The organism is Streptomyces sp. NPDC006512, from assembly GCF_040611935.1.
Lineage (GTDB): Bacteria > Actinomycetota > Actinomycetes > Streptomycetales > Streptomycetaceae > Streptomyces.
The window spans coordinates 1-18,251 of record NZ_JBEXPG010000103.1 but is presented as its reverse complement, the minus strand read 5'-3'; the positions used below and the strand labels follow the sequence as shown (position 1 = coordinate 18,251).

The window sequence follows — 18,251 nt, the reverse complement described above, 5'->3', positions numbered from 1 at the left end:
GGTACTGCAGGGGGGACCCTGTGGGAGAGTAGGACGCCGCCGAACAATCATTGTGGGAAAGCCCCGCACCTTATGGTGCGGGGCTTTTCTGCGTTCAGGGCCCGGCAGGCCGGCTCGGGGACTCCTGTAGGGTCAGGGGGCATCGATTCGACATTTTCTACAGTCACAGTGGAGGCCCCCGGGTGGAGGTCCAGGAGACTCGGGTCCAGACTGACCGAATTTTCACCATTCCGAACATCCTGAGCATGGCTCGGCTCGCAGGCGTACCGCTCTTCCTCTGGCTGATCCTGGCGGGGTACGACGGGTGGGCACTCGCGGTCCTCATGCTCAGCGGGATCAGTGACTACCTCGACGGGAAACTCGCGCGGCGCTGGAATCAGATCAGCAACCTGGGGCGGCTACTGGACCCCGCCGCGGACCGCCTCTACGTCCTGACCACGCTGTTCGGCCTCACCTGGCGGGAGATCCTGCCCCTCTGGCTCACCGCCGCCCTGCTCGCCCGTGAGGCAATGCTGCTGGTCATGGTGTGGATCCTGCGCCGGCACGGCTATCCGCCGCCCCAGGTGAACTTCCTCGGCAAGGCCGCCACCTTCAACCTGATGTACGCGTTCCCCCTTCTCCTGCTCAGCGACGGCACGGGCTGGCTGGCCTGGACGGCGTCCGTTTTCGGATGGGCGTTCGCGGGATGGGGTACAACGCTCTATTGGTGGGCAGGAATCCTTTACGTGGTGCAAGTCCGCCGTCTCGTGAAGGCGGACACCACGGCCGATTGAGCTCACTCGGCGCCGGTACTGACGCGGAGGAGTAGCGGAGTCACCGTCCGAGACGGGTGAGGTCGGCAAGACCGTCATCTCTCTAGGAGGACTCTTCCGACATGAAGGCCGTCGTGATGGCCGGTGGCGAAGGTACGCGGCTTCGCCCCATGACCTCAAGCATGCCCAAGCCGCTCCTGCCGGTGGCCAACCGGCCGATCATGGAGCACGTGCTCAGGTTGCTCAAGCGGCATGGGCTCAGTGAGACCGTCGTCACCGTGCAGTTCCTGGCGTCGCTCGTCAAGAACTATTTCGGGGACGGCGAGGAGCTCGGAATGGAGCTCACCTATGCCAACGAGGAGAAGCCACTCGGGACCGCCGGCAGCGTGAAGAACGCGGAAGAGGCGTTGAAGGACGACACCTTCCTCGTCATCTCCGGCGACGCGCTCACCGACTTCGACCTCACCGATCTCATCAACTTCCACAAGGAGAAGGGCGCACTCGTCACGGTGTGCCTGACGCGGGTGCCGAATCCGCTGGAATTCGGCATCACCATCGTGGACGAGGAAGGGAAGGTCGAGCGCTTCCTGGAGAAGCCCACGTGGGGCCAGGTGTTCTCGGACACCATCAACACCGGCATCTACGTGATGGAACCCGAGATCTTCGACTACGTCGAAGCCGACGTGTCCGTCGACTGGTCCGGTGACGTCTTCCCCCAGCTCATGAAGGAAGGCCGGCCGATCTACGGCTACGTGGCCGAGGGCTACTGGGAGGACGTCGGCACCCACGAGAGCTACGTCAAGGCGCAGGCCGACGTGCTCGAGGGCAAGGTCCAGGTCGACATGGAGGGCTTCGAGATCTCCCCCGGGGTATGGATCGCAGAAGGCGCCGAGGTCAGCCCCGACGCGGTACTGCGCGGACCCCTGTACATCGGGGACTACGCCAAGGTCGAAGCCGGAGTGGAGATCCGGGAACACACGGTCATCGGGTCGAACGTGGTCGTCAAGAGCGGGGCCTTCCTGCACAAGGCCGTCGTCCACGACAACGTGTACATCGGCCCCCACAGCAACCTGCGCGGCTGCGTCATCGGCAAGAACACCGACATCATGCGGGCCGCGCGGATCGAGGACGGTGCCGTCATCGGCGACGAGTGCCTCGTCGGTGAAGAATCCATTGTCCAGGGCAACGTCCGCGTCTACCCGTTCAAGACGATCGAAGCCGGCGCCTTCGTCAACACGTCCGTGATCTGGGAGTCGCGCGGGCAGGCCCACCTGTTCGGTGCCCGGGGCGTCACCGGGATCCTGAACGTGGAGATCACCCCCGAGCTCGTGGTCAAACTGGCCGGTGCCTACGCGACGACCCTCAAGAAGGGGGCCATCGTCACCACGGCCCGTGACCACTCCCGCGGCGCGAGAGCGCTGAAGCGGGCCGTGATCTCGGCGCTCCAGGCCAGCGCCATCGACGTACGGGACCTGGAGAACGTACCCCTGCCCGTGGCCCGGCAGCAGACGGCCCGCGGCGCCGCCGGCGGGATCATGATCCGAACCTCGCCCGGGGTGCCGGACTCGGTGGACATCATGTTCCTCGACGAGCGGGGAGCGGACCTCTCGCAGGCGGGCCAGCGCAAGCTGGACCGGGTCTACGCGCGCCAGGAGTACCGGCGTGCCTTCCCGGGAGAGATCGGCGACCTGCAGTTCCCGTCGAGCGTCTTCGACTCGTACACGGGCTCCCTGCTGCGCAGGGTCGACATCACCGGGATCGCGGACGCCGGCCTCAAGGTCGTCGTCGACGCCTCGAACGGAAGTGCCGGTCTGGTGCTGCCCAGCCTGCTGGGCCGGCTCGGGGTCGACGCGCTGACGATCAATCCCGGACTGGACGAGTCCCGGCCGACGGAGACCAGGGAGTCCCGGCGGGCCGGACTGGTCCGGCTCGGGGAGATCGTGGCCTCGGCCCGGGCGGCCTTCGGAGTGCGCTTCGACCCGGTGGGCGAGCGGATCTCCCTGGTCGACGAGCGCGGGCGGATCATCGAGGACGACCGGGCGCTGCTCGTCATGCTCGACCTGGTGGCCGCGGAGAAGCGCAGCGGCAAGGTGGCGCTGCCCGTGACCACCACGCGCGTCGCCGAGCAGGTGGCGGCGTACCACGGCACGCAGGTGGAGTGGACGACGACCTCGCCCGACGACCTGACCCGCGTGGGCCGGGCCGAGAGCACCATCTTCGGCGGCGACGGGCGGGGCGGGTTCATCGTCCCGGAGTTCAGCAGCGTCTTCGACGGGTCGGCGGCGTTCGTGCAGCTCATCGGGCTGGTCGCGCGGACCCAGCTCACGCTGAGCCAGATCGACGCCCGGATCCCGCGGGCGCACGTCCTCAAGCGGGACGTGCCGACGCCGTGGGCCGTCAAGGGGCTCGTCATGCGGCGGGTCGTGGAGGCGGCCGGAGACCGGCAGGTGGACACCACCGACGGGGTGCGCGTGGTCGAGGCCGACGGGCGGTGGGCGCTGGTCCTGCCGGACCCGGCGGAAGCGGTCACCCACCTGTGGGCGGAAGGACCCGACGACGCGTCCGCGCAGGCGCTCCTCGACGAGTGGGGCGCGGTCGTGGACGGGGCCGGGCAGCACTGAGCGCGGTACGCGGCACCGCGTAGCAGAGGGGTCCGGCGGGCCGGTACGGGCAGTCGTCCGTACCGGCCCGCCGGACGGCCGCATTCGGTGGGAGCGGTGGCGACATGCGACGATGTGCGGCATGTCCCAGCCGCCCAACGACCGGAGTTCGGCCACGCCGCCCGCGCGCCCGGACGCCTCCATGTCGCTGCTGACGCACGTCATGGACCACAGCCTCGACGAGGGCTACGCGGAAGCGACGGCCCGGCGCCAGGCGGACGGAACGGCGGGGCTGCCGCGGACCCTCAAGGCCAAGCTGGCGCTCGCCGCCGGGCTCGTGCTCGCGGCCATGGTCGTCACGCTGGGTGCGGCACAGGCACGCATAGCGGCGCCGGTCCTGGCCAAGGAGCGCGAGGAGCTGATCGACCGCGTCGAGCGGGCCGACGGCCACGCGAACGGGCTGGAACGCGACATCGAGCGGCTGCGCACCGAGGTCGCCGACCGGCAGGCCGAGGCGCTCAAGCAGCACGGCGGGGACCAGGGCAGGCTCGTGGCCCTGCTGTCGGGCGCAACCGAAGTCCGTGGTCCCGGCGTCAAACTGGTGGTGGACGACGCCAAGGGCGCCGCCGCCGGCGGTGGCGGACCGCGCGAGAGCGCGGGCTTCTCGGACACCGGCCGGGTCCGCGACCGGGACATGCAGCGCATCGTGAACGGCCTGTGGCAGGCCGGCGCGGAGGCCGTCTCGATCAACGGGCAGCGGCTGACGGCCCTGTCGGCGATCAGGGCGGCCGGTGACGCGATACTGGTCGACAACAAGCCGCTGGTGCCGCCCTACGAGATCCTCGCGGTGGGGGACAAGAAGCGGCTGGGGACCACCTTCCAGGACTCCGTGGACGGCCAGTACCTGCACGTGCTGCAGGAGAGCTACGGGATCCGCTACACCCTGTCCGCCGTGGACGAGGTGAGGGTGCCGGCCGCGTCGAGCCTGACCGTGCGCACAGCCACTGCAGAAGAGCCGAAGAAGGGTGCATCGTGATCGCGGTACTGGGCCTCGTGGCCGGAGTGGTGGTCGGACTTCTGGTCCGGCCCGAAGTGCCGGCCGTCGTCGAGCCGTATCTGCCGATCGCCGTGGTCGCCGCGCTCGACGCGGTGTTCGGCGGTCTGCGCGCGATGCTGGACGGGATCTTCGTGGACAAGGTCTTCGTGGTGTCGTTCCTGTCCAACGTGGTCGTGGCCGCGCTGATCGTCTTCCTCGGCGACAAGCTGGGCGTCGGCGCGCAGCTGTCGACGGGCGTGGTCGTGGTCCTCGGCATCCGCATCTTCTCCAACGCCGCGGCCATCCGCCGGCACGTCTTCCGGGCGTGAGGCCGATGAGCAGCGAGAACGCTCCGCTGGGGGAGTCCGGGGAGCCGGAGCGGCCCCCGAAGGGCGAGCAGGCCGAGCAGCCCGCGCAGGCCGCGCCAGGGCCCTCCCGGGGCCCTTCCGAAGGTCCCGCGGCCGCCCCCGAGGAGACCGGGCGGCAGCGCCTGGCGGCGGGGCTGTGGCCGCCGCGCGTGAGCCGGGCCCAACTGATCGTCGCGTTGCTGCTGTTCGTCCTCGGGCTGGGCCTCGCGATTCAGGTACGGTCGAACAGCGACTCCAGCGCCCCGCTGCGCGGTGCCCGTCAGGAGGACCTCGTACGGATCCTCGACGAGCTCGACGGGCGGACCACGCGGCTGGAGGACGAGAAGCAGAAGCTCGACGACCAGCGCAAGGAGCTGGAAAGCAGCTCCAACCAGGCCGAAGAGGCGCGCAGGCAGACCGTGGAGAAGGAACGCCAACTGGGCATCCTCGCCGGTACGGTGGCAGCGCAGGGACCCGGCATCACCCTGCGGATCACCGATCCGCAGGGGCAGGTGCAGTCCGACCAGCTCCTGGACACGCTGCAGGAGCTGCGGGCGGCCGGGGCCGAGGCGATCCAGATCAACGGTGTGCGCGTGGTGGCGAGCTCGTACTTCTCGGACGAGGGCGGCGGCGTCGCGATCGACGGTAAGAAGATCACACAGCCCTACGAGTTCAAGGTGATCGGAAGGCCGCAGGATCTGGAGCCGGCGCTCAACATCCCCGGTGGGGTGGTGCAGACGCTGGAGAAGGAGCAGGCGACGGTCGCCGTCACACGGTCGGCGAAGATCGTTGTGGATGCCTTGCGGGCTGCGAAGCAGCCTGACTACGCTCGGTCGTCATCGCCGTGATGTCGGGCGGAACGTGGACCGGCTCACGCGGGCGGATGCCTGCGGGGGGTCGACGCACCGAAGTCGCGGTGCGTGGTGGAAACTGTCTGGTGGTTACGGACGTTGTGAGAATGTCCGGGTCGGCAGGTGTGTGCATGCAGAGTTCGTCCTGCCCCACGGGCGGGTCTGTTTCGGTCAAGGGGAATCGCCCGTGAAGTTGTTTGAGAAGTTGTTCGGCAAGAAGAACCGCGAGGAAGGCGGTGCCGCACGGCACCGCGCTGGGCACGGCGAGGTGGAAGGGCAGGGCGACCGGCCGCTCTTCCGTGACGAGGTGGCCGGCCAGGGTGACAATTCGGGCGCGCAGGGCGCGTCGAGTGTTGACCCTGCCGGTTCCGGACGCATAGGTTTCGGTGAACCATCAACCTCAAGTGCGGGTGGAGGGTTTGCGCCCGACCCGTATGCCACCAATGCCTCCGCGGGGCAGCCGCGGCGCGAGGAGCCGTCCATGTCGGCCGAGCAGGTTTGCAGCAGGTGTGGGCACCGCAGCGATGCGGCCAGCCGCTTCTGCTCGAACTGCGGGGCGCCGCTGCGGGCGGGCCTGACGCCGGAGCGTGCCTCGGAGACCACGTCCACGATCTCGATCTCGGGCCTCGAGGCCTACGAGGCCGAGGTGTCGGGACAGCCGCACGCGTCGTCCTCGCTGTCCCCCGAGGCCCAGGCCGCGGTGGAAGCGCTGCCGCCGGGTTCCGCCCTGCTGATCGTCCGGCGCGGCCCCAACTCGGGCAGCCGCTTCCTCCTCGACGGCGAGCTGACCACGGCGGGCCGGCACCCGCAGAGCGACATCTTCCTGGACGACGTCACCGTCTCCCGGCGCCATGTCGAGTTCCGCAGGGGCCAGGAAGGCGGCTTCACCGTCTCCGACGTGGGCAGCCTCAACGGCACGTACGTGAACCGCGAGCCGATCGACTCGGTCGCCCTGCACAACGGCGACGAGGTGCAGATCGGCAAGTACCGGCTGGTCTTCTACGCGAGCCTGCGGGGCATCTGACCCTCCCCCGGACCCGGTCCGGGGGGACCCCAGGGAAGGTTCCATGCTGCGTACCCCCACCGGCGGTGCCCCGAAGAACGGCACCGCCGGCCAGGCCGGGCGGCTGGTGAGCATCGGCACGGTGCTGACCATGCTGCGCGACGAGTTCCCCGAAGTCACGATCTCGAAGATCCGTTTCCTGGAGGCGGAGGGGCTCGTGGAGCCCGTGCGCACACCTTCCGGATACCGCAAGTTCAGCACGGCGGACGTGGAACGGCTCGGGCGCGTCCTGCGCCTCCAGCGCGACCACTACCTGCCGCTGAAGGTCATCCGGGAGCAGCTCGACGCCCTCGACCGGGGTGAGCAGATCCGCATCCCCGGACCCACCGCCCACGGGGAGTCCGTCGATCCCGCGAGCCCGTCCGCCGTGTACGGCGAGGTGGGCCGGGAGCGGCCGACCGTGCCCCGGGTCGGGCGGGCCGAGCTGATCGCCGCCGCGGAGGCGGACGAGGTCCAGCTCGTGGAATGGGAGTCGTACGGGCTCATCTCCGAGGCGCCGGGCGGCGGGTTCGACGCGGAGACCGTCACCGTGGCCCGCCTGATCGCCGATCTCGGACGGTTCGGGCTGGAGCCGCGCCACCTGCGGGCCATGAAGGCCGCCGCGGACCGCGAGGCCGGTCTGGTGGAGCAGGTCGTCTCGCCGCTGCGCAGGCACCGCAACCCGCAGACCAGGGCGCACGCGGAGGCCACGCTGAAGGAGCTCGCGGGACTCTCCGTACGGCTGCACGAGGCCCTCGTGCAGACCGCTCTCGGCGTCCGGTTGCGCTGACGGCGCTGGTCGGCGTGCGGCCCCGACTACCCAAACCGGCCGGGCAGGTCCTAGGGTTGCTGTGTGAACGAGCTCGACGTTGTGGGTGTCCGGGTGGAAATGCCCTCCAACCAGCCGATCGTGCTCCTGCGTGAAGTGGGAGGCGACCGGTACCTCCCCATCTGGATCGGTCCTGGGGAGGCGACCGCCATTGCCTTCGCACAGCAGGGGATGGCCCCTGCCCGGCCGCTGACGCACGACCTGTTCAAGGACGTGCTGGAGGCGGTCGGTGAGGAGCTCACCGAGGTCCGGATCACGGATCTGCGGGAGGGCGTCTTCTACGCGGAGCTGGTCTTCGCCAGCGGGGTCGAGGTGAGCGCGAGGCCTTCCGATGCCATAGCGCTGGCCCTGCGGACGGGGACGCCGATCTACGGCAGTGACGGTGTGCTCGACGACGCCGGAATCGCCATTCCCGACGAGCAGGAGGACGAGGTGGAGAAGTTCCGCGAGTTCCTCGACCAGATTTCGCCGGAGGACTTCGGTACCGGCCCCCAGTGAGGAGCGGAGCGGGGAGCACGGCGAAACGCGGGCCGCGTCGTCCACCGGGAACCTTCAGCCCATTCGAGTAGCCTTTCCCCGCAATGGGGTACGGGAAACCACTCTCAGGGTGATTATCACTCGGCGTGCCGAGTGTGGCGATCGTTGACGCACCCCTGGTCACTGCCTACCTTCAAGGTGGGCAGGTCAAGGACGGAGGGTCGGCGTGAGGATCACGGGCGACGGTACGACCGGGGGCACCCCCGCACGGAGTGATGGTGGGTCGTACCCGCTGCACGGCGGCGCGGCCGGGCCCGCGCACCGTCAGCCGGCGTCCACGCCGGTCGGACCGGTGGGCGACGACCCGGCGCCCGAGCAGGTCGGCTACCGGGGCCCCACGGCGTGCGCCGCGGCCGGCATCACGTACCGGCAGCTCGACTACTGGGCACGGACCGGGCTGGTGGAGCCGAGCGTCCGGCCCGCGTACGGGTCCGGCACGCAGCGGCTGTACAGCTTCCGCGACGTGGTGGTCCTCAAGATCGTCAAGCGCTTCCTGGACACCGGGGTGGCGCTGCAGAACATCCGCGCCGCCGTGCAGCACCTCCGTGACCGGGGTTTTCGCGACCTCGAACGCATGACGCTGATGAGCGACGGCGCGACCGTGTACGAGTGCACCTCGCCGGACCAGGTGGTGAGCCTGCTCCAGGGCGGGCAGGGCGTCTTCGGCATCGCGGTCGGCGTCGTCTGGCGCGATGTGGAGAACGCCCTGTCGCAGCTGCACGGGGAGCGCATCGACACGGGCGAGACCCTCCTCGGCCACAATCCGGCCGATGAGCTCGCCGCACGGCGGAACCGGGCCGTCTGACCGATGTCAGTGCCGTAGGGCAGCATCGGGGCTGTGAGAGCCGCGCCGACCATCCTGCACCTGGACATGGATGCCTTCTACGCCTCGGTGGAACAGGCGTCGAAGCCCAGCCTGCGCGGGAAGGCCGTGATCGTCGGCGGGCTCGGACCGCGCGGGGTGGTCGCCACCGCCTCCTACGAAGCCCGCCGCTTCGGGGTGCACTCGGCGATGCCGATGGCCCAGGCCCGGCGGCTGTGCCCGAACGGGGCCTGTCTGATCCCCCGCTTCAGCCTCTACCGCGAGGTCAGCGAGCTGGTCATGGGCCTGCTGCGGGAGCTGTCGCCGCTGGTCGAGCCGCTCAGCCTGGACGAGGCCTTCGTCGACCTGGAGGCGGGCGGCTCCGCCTTCGACGCGCCCGGTGCCAGGGCGGCCGGGGAGCGGCTGCGGGCCGACATCACGGCTGCCACGGGGCTCAGCGGCTCGGTGGGGCTGGCCGGGTCGAAGATGCTCGCCAAGGTGGCCTCCGAGGAGGCCAAGCCGGACGGGCTGCTGCTCATCGAGCCGGGCACCGAACGGGAACTGCTCGCGCCGATGTCGGTGCGGACCCTGCCCGGGGTCGGGCCGGCCACCGGGGAACACCTGCGCCGGGCCGGGATCACCACCGTGGGGGAACTCGCCGAAGCCGGTGAGGACGAGCTGGTCCGGATGGTCGGCAAGGCGCACGGGGCGGGGCTCTACCGGATGGCGCTGGGCCTCGACGACCGGCCCGTGGTCGCCGAGCGCGACGCGAAGTCCGTGTCCGTCGAGGACACCTTCGACGTGGACCTGCACGACCGGGTACGGATCCGCTACGAGGTGCAGCGGCTCGCCGACCGGTGCGTGGGGCGGCTGCGCGCCTCCGGACACTCGGGCCGGACCATCGTCCTGAAGGTCCGGCGCTACGACTTCTCGACGCTGACCCGCTCCGAGACCCTGCGGGGCCCCACCGACGATCCGGGGGTGGTGCGGGAGGCCGCCGCGCGGCTGCTGGAGGGCGTGGACACCACGGGCGGGGTGCGGCTGCTCGGCGTCGGCGTGACGGGCCTCGCGGACTACACGCAGGAGGACCTCTTCGCCCAGGTACTGGCCGCCGAGGCGGAGGCGGAGGGGGTCGCGGCGACGGTCGGTGACACGGGCGGGGCCGTTGCGCCGGACGGGGCGGAGGGGACGGACGAAACGTCGCGGGCTGCGGATGCCGGTGCCGCTGCCGATGCCGTGGAGGCGGCGGGAGAGGCCGTGGAGGCGCCCGGGGCGCCCAGGGCGCCCAGGGAGCCCGGGGCGGACGGGCCGGCCGTCGCGCGGCACTGGGCGGCCGGGAGCGACGTACGGCACGCGGTGTACGGGCCCGGCTGGATCCAGGGCAGCGGGGTGGGCCGGGTGACCGTACGGTTCGAGCGGCCCGGATCCCCGCCCGGCCGGGTCCGCACCTTCCGGGTGGACGACCCCGAGCTGGAGCCGTCCGATCCGCTGCCCCTCGTGGGAACGTCCGATCCCTAGTGCCGCGGCCGGAAGGACTAGCTGCGCCCGGTCAGGCGGCCCGCGGCGCGGCGGCGCTTCTTGGCGGGCGGGGGCGGGGCGTGGCGGAACTCCGACGGGAGGGCCACGTCCAGGCCGTAGTGGTGGTACAGCTGGAGCTCCTGCTCGGGGGAGAGGTGGCGGCCGACCCCGAAGTCGGGGGCGTCCTTGATGAGGGAGCGCTCGAACGGCACGCGCAGGGCGTCGTCCACCACCTCGCTGGGCTCCAGGGGGACGAACGCGTCCCGGCCGAAGAGCCCGGTCCGTACGGCCGCCCATTCCGGAACGCCCGTGGCGTCGTCGAGGTAGACCTCGTCCACGGTTCCGATCTTGGCGCCGTTGCGGTCGAATGCCTTGCGGCCGATCAGGCTGCGCGGATCGATGTCGGTCTGCACGGTCCCTCCACTTGGTCGCAACTCCATCCGTAATCACTACAAAAGTGCATATCCGGGGAGGGGGCCACTCGAGGGAGGGTCCAGATCCTCGCTGGTAGGCTGGGTGACGGCTGTTGACCCTGTGCGGGAGAGTCCTCCGAGTGAGCTCGACGGAGGCGCCGAAGGAGCAAATCCTCCCCGGAATCTCTCAGGCATACGTACCGCACGTGAAGAGGCCACTCTGGAAAGCAGGGGCGGTGCCGGGACGCAGTGCCGGCTCCTCCCCTCACCGACGGTGAAAGCCGGACCCCACGGGCGACCCCTGTGAGGCCCGGTGAAGCTCTCAGGTTGAGATGACAGAGGGGGAGGCCGTCCGGGTGCCCGCGCCGTGGTGCCCCTCGCAGGTCATACGACCAGGAGGCCTCCGTAATGACCGCCAACCGCATTCCGCTCTCTCAGCTCGAGCGAGGCATCCCCTTCGAGCAGCGCCACATCGGCCCGGATGCCGAGGCGCAGGCGAAGATGCTCGCCCACGTGGGCTACGGCTCCCTGGACGAGCTCACCGCCGCCGCGGTACCGGATGTGATCAAGACCGCCGAGGCGCTGAACCTGCCCGAGGCGCGGACCGAGGCCGAGGTGCTGGCCGAGCTGCGTTCGCTCGCCGACCGCAACCAGGTCCTGACCTCGATGATCGGTCTCGGCTACTACGGGACCTTCACCCCGCCGGTGATCCTGCGCAACGTCATGGAGAACCCGGCCTGGTACACGGCGTACACGCCCTACCAGCCCGAGATCTCGCAGGGCCGCCTGGAGGCGCTGCTGAACTTCCAGACCGTCGTCGCCGACCTGACCGGTCTGCCGACCTCCGGCGCCTCCCTCCTCGACGAGGGCACGGCCGCCGCCGAGGCCATGACGCTGGCCCGCCGGGTCGGCAAGGCCAAGGGCAACGTCTTCCTCGTGGACGCCGACGCGCTGCCGCAGACGATCGCCGTGATTGAGACCCGCGCCGAGCCGATCGGCATCGAGGTCGTCGTCGCCGACCTGTCCGCCGGCATCCCGGCCGAGATCGCCGAGCGCGGGATCTACGGCGTGCTCGTCCAGTACCCGGGCGCCTCCGGTGCCGTACGGGACATCAAGCCGGTCATCGACCAGGCGCACGGGCTCGGCGCGATCGTCGCGGTCTCGGCCGACCTGCTCGCCCTGACCCTGCTGACCTCGCCGGGCGAGCTGGGCGCGGACATCGCGGTCGGCACCACCCAGCGCTTCGGCGTTCCGATGGGCTTCGGCGGCCCGCACGCCGGTTACATGGCCGTCCAGGCCAAGCACGCCCGCTCCCTGCCCGGCCGCCTCGTCGGAGTCTCCCTGGACGCGGACGGCAACAAGGCCTACCGCCTCGCGCTGCAGACCCGCGAGCAGCACATCCGCCGCGAGAAGGCCACCAGCAACATCTGTACGGCGCAGGTGCTCCTCGCCGTCATGGCCGGCATGTACGCCGTCTACCACGGCCCCGACGGCCTGCGGACGATCGCCCGCCGCACCCACCGCTACGCCACCCTGATCGCCGCGGGCCTGACGGCGGGCGGGGTCGAGATCGTGCACGGCTCGTACTTCGACACGGTCACCGCCCGGGTTCCCGGCAAGGCCACCGAGGTCGTCGCCGCCGCCCGCGAGGGCGGGGTCAACCTGTTCCAGGTCGACGCCGACCACGTCTCCCTCTCCTGCGACGAGACCACCCTGCGCGCCGACGTCGACGCCGTCTGGGCCGCCTTCGGCGTCTCGGCCGACCTGGAGGCCCTCGACGCGACCACGGCCGACACCCTCCCCGAGGGCCTGCTGCGCTCGGACGAGGTCCTGACGCACCCGGTCTTCCACCAGCACCGCTCCGAGACCGCGATGCTGCGCTACCTGCGCAAGCTCTCGGACAAGGACTACGCGCTGGACCGCGGCATGATCCCGCTGGGCTCCTGCACGATGAAGCTCAACGCCACCACCGAGATGGAACCGGTGACCTGGCCCGAGTTCGGCCAGCTGCACCCGTTCGCCCCGGTCGCGCAGGCGGAGGGGTACCTCACGCTCATCACGGAGCTGGAGGAACGTCTCTGCGAGGTCACCGGCTACGACAAGGTCTCCATCCAGCCGAACGCCGGCTCCCAGGGCGAGCTCGCCGGCCTGCTGGCCGTGCGCGCCTACCACCGCGCCAACGGTGACGAGCAGCGCACCGTCTGCCTCATCCCCTCCTCCGCGCACGGCACCAACGCGGCGAGCGCCGTGATGGCCGGCATGAAGGTCGTCGTCGTCAAGACCGCCGACGACGGCGAGGTGGACGCGGACGACCTGCGCGCCAAGATCGAGCAGTACCGCGACGAGCTCGCCGTGCTGATGATCACCTACCCGTCGACGCACGGCGTGTTCGAGGAGCACGTCGCCGACATCTGCGCCCAGGTGCACGAGGCCGGCGGCCAGGTCTACGTGGACGGCGCCAACCTGAACGCCCTGGTGGGTCTGGCCAAGCCGGGTCACTTCGGCGGCGACGTCTCGCACCTGAACCTGCACAAGACCTTCTGCATCCCGCACGGCGGCGGCGGCCCGGGCGTGGGCCCGGTCGGTGTCCGGGCGCACCTGGCCCCCTACCTGCCGAACCACCCGCTCCAGCCGACGGCCGGTCCCGAGACGGGCGTGGGCCCGATCTCGGCCGCCCCGTGGGGCTCGGCGGGCATCCTGCCGATCTCCTGGTCGTACGTACGCCTGATGGGTGGTGAGGGCCTCAAGCGCGCCACCCAGGTGGCGGTACTCGGCGCGAACTACATCGCCAAGCGTCTGGAGCCGCACTACCCGGTGCTCTACACCGGCCCGGGCAGCCTGGTCGCGCACGAGTGCATCATCGACCTGCGCCCGCTGTCGAAGTCGACGGGCGTGAGCGTCGACGACATCGCCAAGCGTCTGATCGACTACGGCTTCCACGCGCCGACCATGTCCTTCCCGGTGGCCGGCACGCTGATGATCGAGCCGACGGAGTCCGAGGACCTCGCCGAGATCGACCGCTTCTGCGACGCGATGATCGCCATCCGCGGCGAGATCGAGCGGGTCGCGGGCGGCGAGTGGCCGCTGGAGGACAACCCCCTCGCCAACGCCCCGCACACCGCCGCGGCGCTGGGCGGCGAGTGGAACCACCCGTACACCCGGGACGAGGCCGTCTTCCCGGGCGGGGTCACGGCCGCCGAGAAGTACTGGCCGCCGGTGCGCCGGATCGACGGCGCGTTCGGCGACCGGAACCTGGTGTGCTCCTGCCCGCCGCTGGACGAGTACGACAACTGATCCCGCCTGATGCGGTGACAGGACGCTGACGCGTGGGAAGGGGCCGGTCCCGGAGCCAAAAGCTCCGGGACCGGCCCCTTCGTCGTCCTCGTCGGTCAGGCCGCCGCGAGCGGGCGGTGCGGCGCGATGATCTGGCCGTCCGGCAGGAGTTCACCGGTGTCCTCGAAGAGCAGGACGCCGTTGCACAGCAGGCTCCAGCCCTGCTCCGGGTGGTTGGCCACCGGGCGCGCGGCCTCCCGGTCGGCGGACTCTGATGACGGGCAGGCAGGCTGGTGCTGGCACATGGATGCGTTCTTTCGCTGCGGTGTGGTCTGTTCGCTACGGCTCGATGCGTGATTCATGGCCGTCCCCCTGGGTCGTCCCCGCACCTGCGGGGAGGATGGGCTCAGTCTTCCCCCAGGACGGCTGCTTCGCAGGTATTTCCCCGCAGCTGTCCTCATGGATTGAGGACGCATCACTCGTGCGGGCGGTTCAGGTCAACTCCCCTGTCATTTCGGGTGGTTCGCTAGTGGCCCGAGCGGACTAGGCCGAATGGGCAATCCGGATGGATCGGTTCAGGCCGCCGGGGCGGCGACCGGTGGCGGTACCGGAGGTGCCTGGGGGGTCAGCCGGTGCGTCAGCACGGGCAGCAGTTCGGAAACGGTGTGCGGCCGGTACGCGGCGATCCCGGGCGGCGCCGGGGCCAGCGGAACCAGCAGGTCGGCGGCGGCCGGCAGACCGGCCGCGGCATCGGCGCCGACCGCGCCGTGCAGCCACAGGGTCAGCATGTACAGCTCCGGGACGGACAGCAGGCGCGGCTGGTAGCTCTGGCCGAGGGACTCCGCCTGGCGCAGGGCGCGTTCGGTGGCCGCGACGTAGGGGCCCTCGAAGAAGTGGGAGAAGGTCCAGCCGTCCGCGGTGAGGCGGGTGTCGGCCGCGGCCACGAAACGGTCGCCGCTGCGGATCAGGAACCGCCACGCGGTGAGCCGGGTGCGCGGGGGCCTTCCGCCGGCCGCGAGGTTGGAGGTGTGGAGCCGGTCGAGCACGTGGACCGGGAGCGGGAGTTCCGCGGTCAGCGGGCCCTGGACCGCGCGCAGGGCCGGAGTGTGCGCCTCGTGGACGGCGGTGGGGGAACCGAGTGCCGCGAGGACGCTGCGCAGGGCGGGCGCGGGAGCCGGAGGGACATGCAGCGGCATGGTGGGTCGCCTCTCACTTGGGAGACCTGTGGTGCGGGGGAAGGTGCGGGACGGCGCTGTCGCATTCTGGGGCCAGAGGGGGGCTGAGGGGCAATGACCGCGCGCCAACTCTCTGCCTCGTTTGCGGAGTTTATACGACACGTGTTCACGCAGTGTTTCGGCTAGCTGTCCCGGCCATTGCCGACAAGTCGCTTACCGGTCCCACTGTGATGCCATTCATGCCGCGCGAGCGCGAACGTGCCGCGCTGACCTCGGAGGCTACCGGAAGGGGGCTCGGCTGGAAAGCATCGGCTATCCGGAACCGGCAAAGTCGACGCGGAATTTGCATACGAAGACTTGCCAGGTGAATGTGCCGAAGCGCCCTTCCGGCCATACCGGCGCGCGCTGCCGTCAGAGGGCTCGATACCGGCGTTATCGATCACGGCGTCTGGGCATCATCGACCGTACACGCGCGCCCGGGTGCACAAGCCGGGCCGCTCGAGGGAGGGACGCTTCGATGGGGGAGAAGGTCGTGGCAGGCGGATTCGACCTGTCCGATCGGCAACGGTATCGGAGGAAGCTTCACGAGTGCCTGGAGGGACTGGAGCGGCTTCTGGCGGAGAAGAGGTTCGATCGCCCCAAGAACATGATGGGGCTGGAGATCGAATTGAATCTCGCGGGTGCCGACGGTTTGCCGCGAATGGTGAATGCCCAGGTGCTGGAGCGGATTGCCAGCCCCGATTTCCAGACCGAACTCGGAATGTTCAACCTGGAGGTCAACGTACTTCCGCACCGCCTCGAAGGCCGGGTTTTCGACCAGCTCGCGGAGGAGCTCAGCGCAGGGCTGCACTACGCCCACCGGCAGGCCGCCGAGATCGACGCGGGCGTCGTGATGATCGGGATCCTGCCGACGCTCTCCCGCGCCGACCTGGCACCGGCCAACCTCTCGGCGGTGGACCGCTACTCGCTGCTGAACGAGCAGATCCTGATGATGCGGGGGGAGGACTTCACCCTCGACATCGACGGGGTGGAGCGGCTGACCTGGAGCACCGGGTCGATCGTGCCGGAGGCCGCCTGTACTTCCGTACAGCTGCACCTCCAGGTGACTCCGGCGCGGTTCGCGGACGTGTGGAACGCGGCCCAGGCGGTGACCGCCGTACAGATAGCGGTGGGCGCCAACTCGCCGTTCCTGTTCGGGCGCGAGCTGTGGCGGGAGTCGCGGCCGCCGCTGTTCACGCAGGCCACCGACACCCGGCCGCCCGAGCTCCAGGCCCAGGGGGTGCGGCCGCGCACCTGGTTCGGGGAGCGGTGGGTGGACTCGGCGTACGAGCTGTTCGCCGAGAACGTCCGCTACTTCCCCGCGCTGCTGCCGATCTGCGACGAGGAGGAGCCGCTGCGGGTCCTGGCCGACGGCGGGGTGCCGAGCCTGCAGGAACTGGTCCTGCACAACGGCACGGTCTACCGCTGGAACCGGCCCGTGTACGGGGTCGCCGACGGGGTGCCGCACCTGCGCGTGGAGAACCGGGTGCTCCCGGCCGGGCCGACCGTCGCCGACGTCGTCGCCAACGCGGCCTTCTACTACGGGCTCGTACGCACCCTCGCCGACGAGCAGCGCCCGGTGTGGACCCGGATGCCGTTCGCGGAGGCGGAGGCCAACTTCGACGCCGCCTGCCGGTACGGGATCGACGCCCGGCTGCGCTGGCCGCGGCGGGGGCGGGCCGGGGGACTGGTGAGCGTACCGGCGGTGCGGCTGGTGCTGGACGAGCTGCTGCCGATGGCCGCGGCCGGGCTGGACGCCTGGGGGATCGAGGCCGCGGACCGGGACCACTACCTGGGGATCATCGAGGAGCGGTGCCGGCGGCGCGTGAACGGGGCGACCTGGCAGGTGGACACCTACCACCGGGCCCTCGCCGGCGGGCTGGAACGGGACGCCGCGCTGGCCGCCACCACCCGCCGGTACAGCGAGCTGATGCACCGGGGCGACCCCGTGCACACCTGGCCCGTCGGGCTCGCGGAACGGGAGGTGGACGCCGCCACGGCCGTCGGCCGCTGACCGGCCCGTCCCGTGATCCCGCCGCGTGATCCCGCCGCGATGATCCCCCATGGCTCCCGAGGGGGCAGTATGGGGTGGTCGAACAGGACGTCGCGGCGGGATGGCCCGCAGCGGTGGCGGGACGGGAGTCGGGCGTGCGCACGGAGCCGGAGCCGGTGGTCGTGGAGCTGGACGAGCAAAAACGGCGCGGTGTCCTGCGCACCGAGATGCTGCTCGTGCTCGCCCTGTCGCTGGGCGCGAGCGCGGTCTCCGCGCTGATCAGCTTCATCGGCTCGCTCACCAAGCCGGGCGGCCTGAAGGACCAGGCCGCGACGCTCAACGGCTCGTACGCGCCCGGCCGGCCCTGGCTGGACCTCGCCTGGCAGCTGTTCGGCATCGCGACGGCGCTGGTCCCCGTCCTGCTCGTCGCCCACCTGCTGACCCGCGAGGGCGCGCCCGGGCTGCGGGTGCTGGGCTTCGACCTGACCCGGCCGTGGCAGGACCTGGGCCGGGGCGCGCTCGTGGCCGCCGGGATCGGCAGCGCGGGCCTCGCCTTCTACCTGGGTGCCCGCGCCACCGGCTTCAACCTCACGGTCGTGCCCGAGGCGCTGCCCGACGTGTGGTGGAAGTTCCCCGTGCTGATCCTCTCCGCGGTGCAGAACTCCGTGGTCGAGGAGGTCATCGTGCTGGCCTACCTGCTGCGCCGGCTCGATCAGCTGGGCTGGTCGCCGATGGCCGCGCTGGTCGCCAGCTCCGTGCTGCGCGGCTCGTACCACCTCTACCAGGGCATCGGCGGCTTCATCGGCAACGTGGTGATGGGCGTGGTCTTCGTCCTGGCCTACCAGCGCTGGGGCCGGGTGGGGCCGCTCGTCGTCGCGCACGCGCTGCTCGACATCGTGGCCTTCGGCGGGTACGCGCTGCTCGCGGGCGAAGTGGACTGGCTGCCCACCCCCTAGGGCCTGTCGTCAAACTCCCGTCTGCCCCGCGACGCCTGGCACGCGCTCTCGCCGCACCGGGCGAAAGCCAAGTACGTCCAGTACGCGG

16 protein-coding genes and 1 riboswitch are annotated in these 18,251 nt (G+C 70.7%); of the genes, 13 read left to right on the top strand and 3 right to left on the bottom strand.

Annotation, left to right across the window (positions count from 1 at the left end):
- The first annotated feature begins 182 nt into the window (after positions 1 to 182).
- The 10 genes from ABZZ17_RS38675 to ABZZ17_RS38630 all read left to right on the top strand — a co-directional run bounded on the left by ABZZ17_RS38675 (position 183) and on the right by ABZZ17_RS38630 (position 10,314).
- Positions 183 to 773: a CDP-alcohol phosphatidyltransferase family protein gene (locus tag ABZZ17_RS38675; protein ID WP_356883854.1), complete on the top strand. Its 591-nt coding sequence runs from the start codon at positions 183 to 185 to the stop codon at positions 771 to 773.
- Positions 774 to 874: 101 nt separating this feature from the next.
- The gene (locus tag ABZZ17_RS38670) at positions 875 to 3,373 is read left to right on the top strand and encodes a mannose-1-phosphate guanyltransferase (RefSeq protein WP_356883853.1); all 2,499 of its coding nucleotides are present in this window, start codon (positions 875 to 877) and stop codon (positions 3,371 to 3,373) included.
- A gap of 112 nt (positions 3,374 to 3,485) precedes the next feature.
- Entirely contained in the window at positions 3,486 to 4,388 is a 903-nt protein-coding gene (locus tag ABZZ17_RS38665) for a DUF881 domain-containing protein (protein ID WP_356883851.1), read from the top strand.
- Positions 4,385 to 4,717, top strand: a complete 333-nt coding sequence (locus tag ABZZ17_RS38660) for a small basic family protein (protein ID WP_281207173.1) — start codon at positions 4,385 to 4,387, stop codon at positions 4,715 to 4,717. The genes ABZZ17_RS38665 and ABZZ17_RS38660 overlap by 4 nt, the downstream gene beginning before the upstream one ends.
- 5 nt (positions 4,718 to 4,722) lie before the next feature.
- Positions 4,723 to 5,583: a DUF881 domain-containing protein gene (locus ABZZ17_RS38655; RefSeq protein ID WP_356883849.1), complete on the top strand. Its 861-nt coding sequence runs from the start codon at positions 4,723 to 4,725 to the stop codon at positions 5,581 to 5,583.
- Positions 5,584 to 5,665: 82 nt separating this feature from the next.
- Positions 5,666 to 6,610 (top strand): FHA domain-containing protein, encoded by a 945-nt coding sequence (locus ABZZ17_RS38650; protein WP_356883857.1) that lies wholly within the window; start codon positions 5,666 to 5,668, stop codon positions 6,608 to 6,610.
- A 43-nt stretch (positions 6,611 to 6,653) separates the two neighbouring features.
- On the top strand, positions 6,654 to 7,418 hold the full coding sequence (locus tag ABZZ17_RS38645) for a MerR family transcriptional regulator (protein ID WP_356883847.1): 765 nt from the start codon (positions 6,654 to 6,656) through the stop codon (positions 7,416 to 7,418).
- 63 nt (positions 7,419 to 7,481) lie between these two features.
- On the top strand, positions 7,482 to 7,955 hold the full coding sequence (locus ABZZ17_RS38640) for a bifunctional nuclease family protein (RefSeq protein WP_007262890.1): 474 nt from the start codon (positions 7,482 to 7,484) through the stop codon (positions 7,953 to 7,955).
- Between the two features lie 205 nt (positions 7,956 to 8,160).
- Positions 8,161 to 8,799, top strand: coding sequence for a MerR family transcriptional regulator (locus ABZZ17_RS38635; RefSeq protein WP_356883845.1), 639 nt, complete (start codon positions 8,161 to 8,163; stop codon positions 8,797 to 8,799).
- 33 nt (positions 8,800 to 8,832) lie between these two features.
- Positions 8,833 to 10,314, top strand: a complete 1,482-nt coding sequence (locus tag ABZZ17_RS38630; protein WP_356883843.1) for a DNA polymerase IV — start codon at positions 8,833 to 8,835, stop codon at positions 10,312 to 10,314.
- Positions 10,315 to 10,331: 17 nt separating this feature from the next.
- On the opposite strand, the gene ABZZ17_RS38625 is transcribed toward ABZZ17_RS38630, so the two are convergent.
- Positions 10,332 to 10,727, bottom strand: a complete 396-nt coding sequence (locus tag ABZZ17_RS38625; protein ID WP_356883841.1) for a PRC-barrel domain-containing protein — start codon at positions 10,725 to 10,727, stop codon at positions 10,332 to 10,334.
- Between the two features lie 114 nt (positions 10,728 to 10,841).
- Positions 10,842 to 10,940: riboswitch (glycine riboswitch) on the top strand.
- A 195-nt stretch (positions 10,941 to 11,135) separates the two neighbouring features.
- Here ABZZ17_RS38625 and gcvP point away from each other — a divergent pair.
- Entirely contained in the window at positions 11,136 to 14,021 is a 2,886-nt protein-coding gene (gcvP, locus tag ABZZ17_RS38620) for an aminomethyl-transferring glycine dehydrogenase (RefSeq protein WP_356883839.1), read from the top strand.
- Positions 14,022 to 14,116: 95 nt separating this feature from the next.
- On the opposite strand, the gene ABZZ17_RS38615 is transcribed toward gcvP, so the two are convergent.
- Both ABZZ17_RS38615 and ABZZ17_RS38610 read right to left on the bottom strand, forming a co-directional pair.
- On the bottom strand, positions 14,117 to 14,305 hold the full coding sequence (locus ABZZ17_RS38615; protein WP_007262885.1) for a DUF5999 family protein: 189 nt from the start codon (positions 14,303 to 14,305) through the stop codon (positions 14,117 to 14,119).
- Between the two features lie 270 nt (positions 14,306 to 14,575).
- On the bottom strand, positions 14,576 to 15,196 hold the full coding sequence (locus ABZZ17_RS38610; RefSeq protein ID WP_356883837.1) for a hypothetical protein: 621 nt from the start codon (positions 15,194 to 15,196) through the stop codon (positions 14,576 to 14,578).
- Between the two features lie 496 nt (positions 15,197 to 15,692).
- Here ABZZ17_RS38610 and ABZZ17_RS38605 point away from each other — a divergent pair, with 496 nt between their 5' ends.
- Positions 15,693 to 17,228, top strand: a complete 1,536-nt coding sequence (locus ABZZ17_RS38605) for a glutamate-cysteine ligase family protein (protein ID WP_356883835.1) — start codon at positions 15,693 to 15,695, stop codon at positions 17,226 to 17,228.
- A gap of 206 nt (positions 17,229 to 17,434) precedes the next feature.
- Positions 17,435 to 18,163: a CPBP family intramembrane glutamic endopeptidase gene (locus tag ABZZ17_RS38600; RefSeq protein WP_356883855.1), complete on the top strand. Its 729-nt coding sequence runs from the start codon at positions 17,435 to 17,437 to the stop codon at positions 18,161 to 18,163.
- The last annotated feature ends 88 nt before the right edge of the window (positions 18,164 to 18,251 follow it).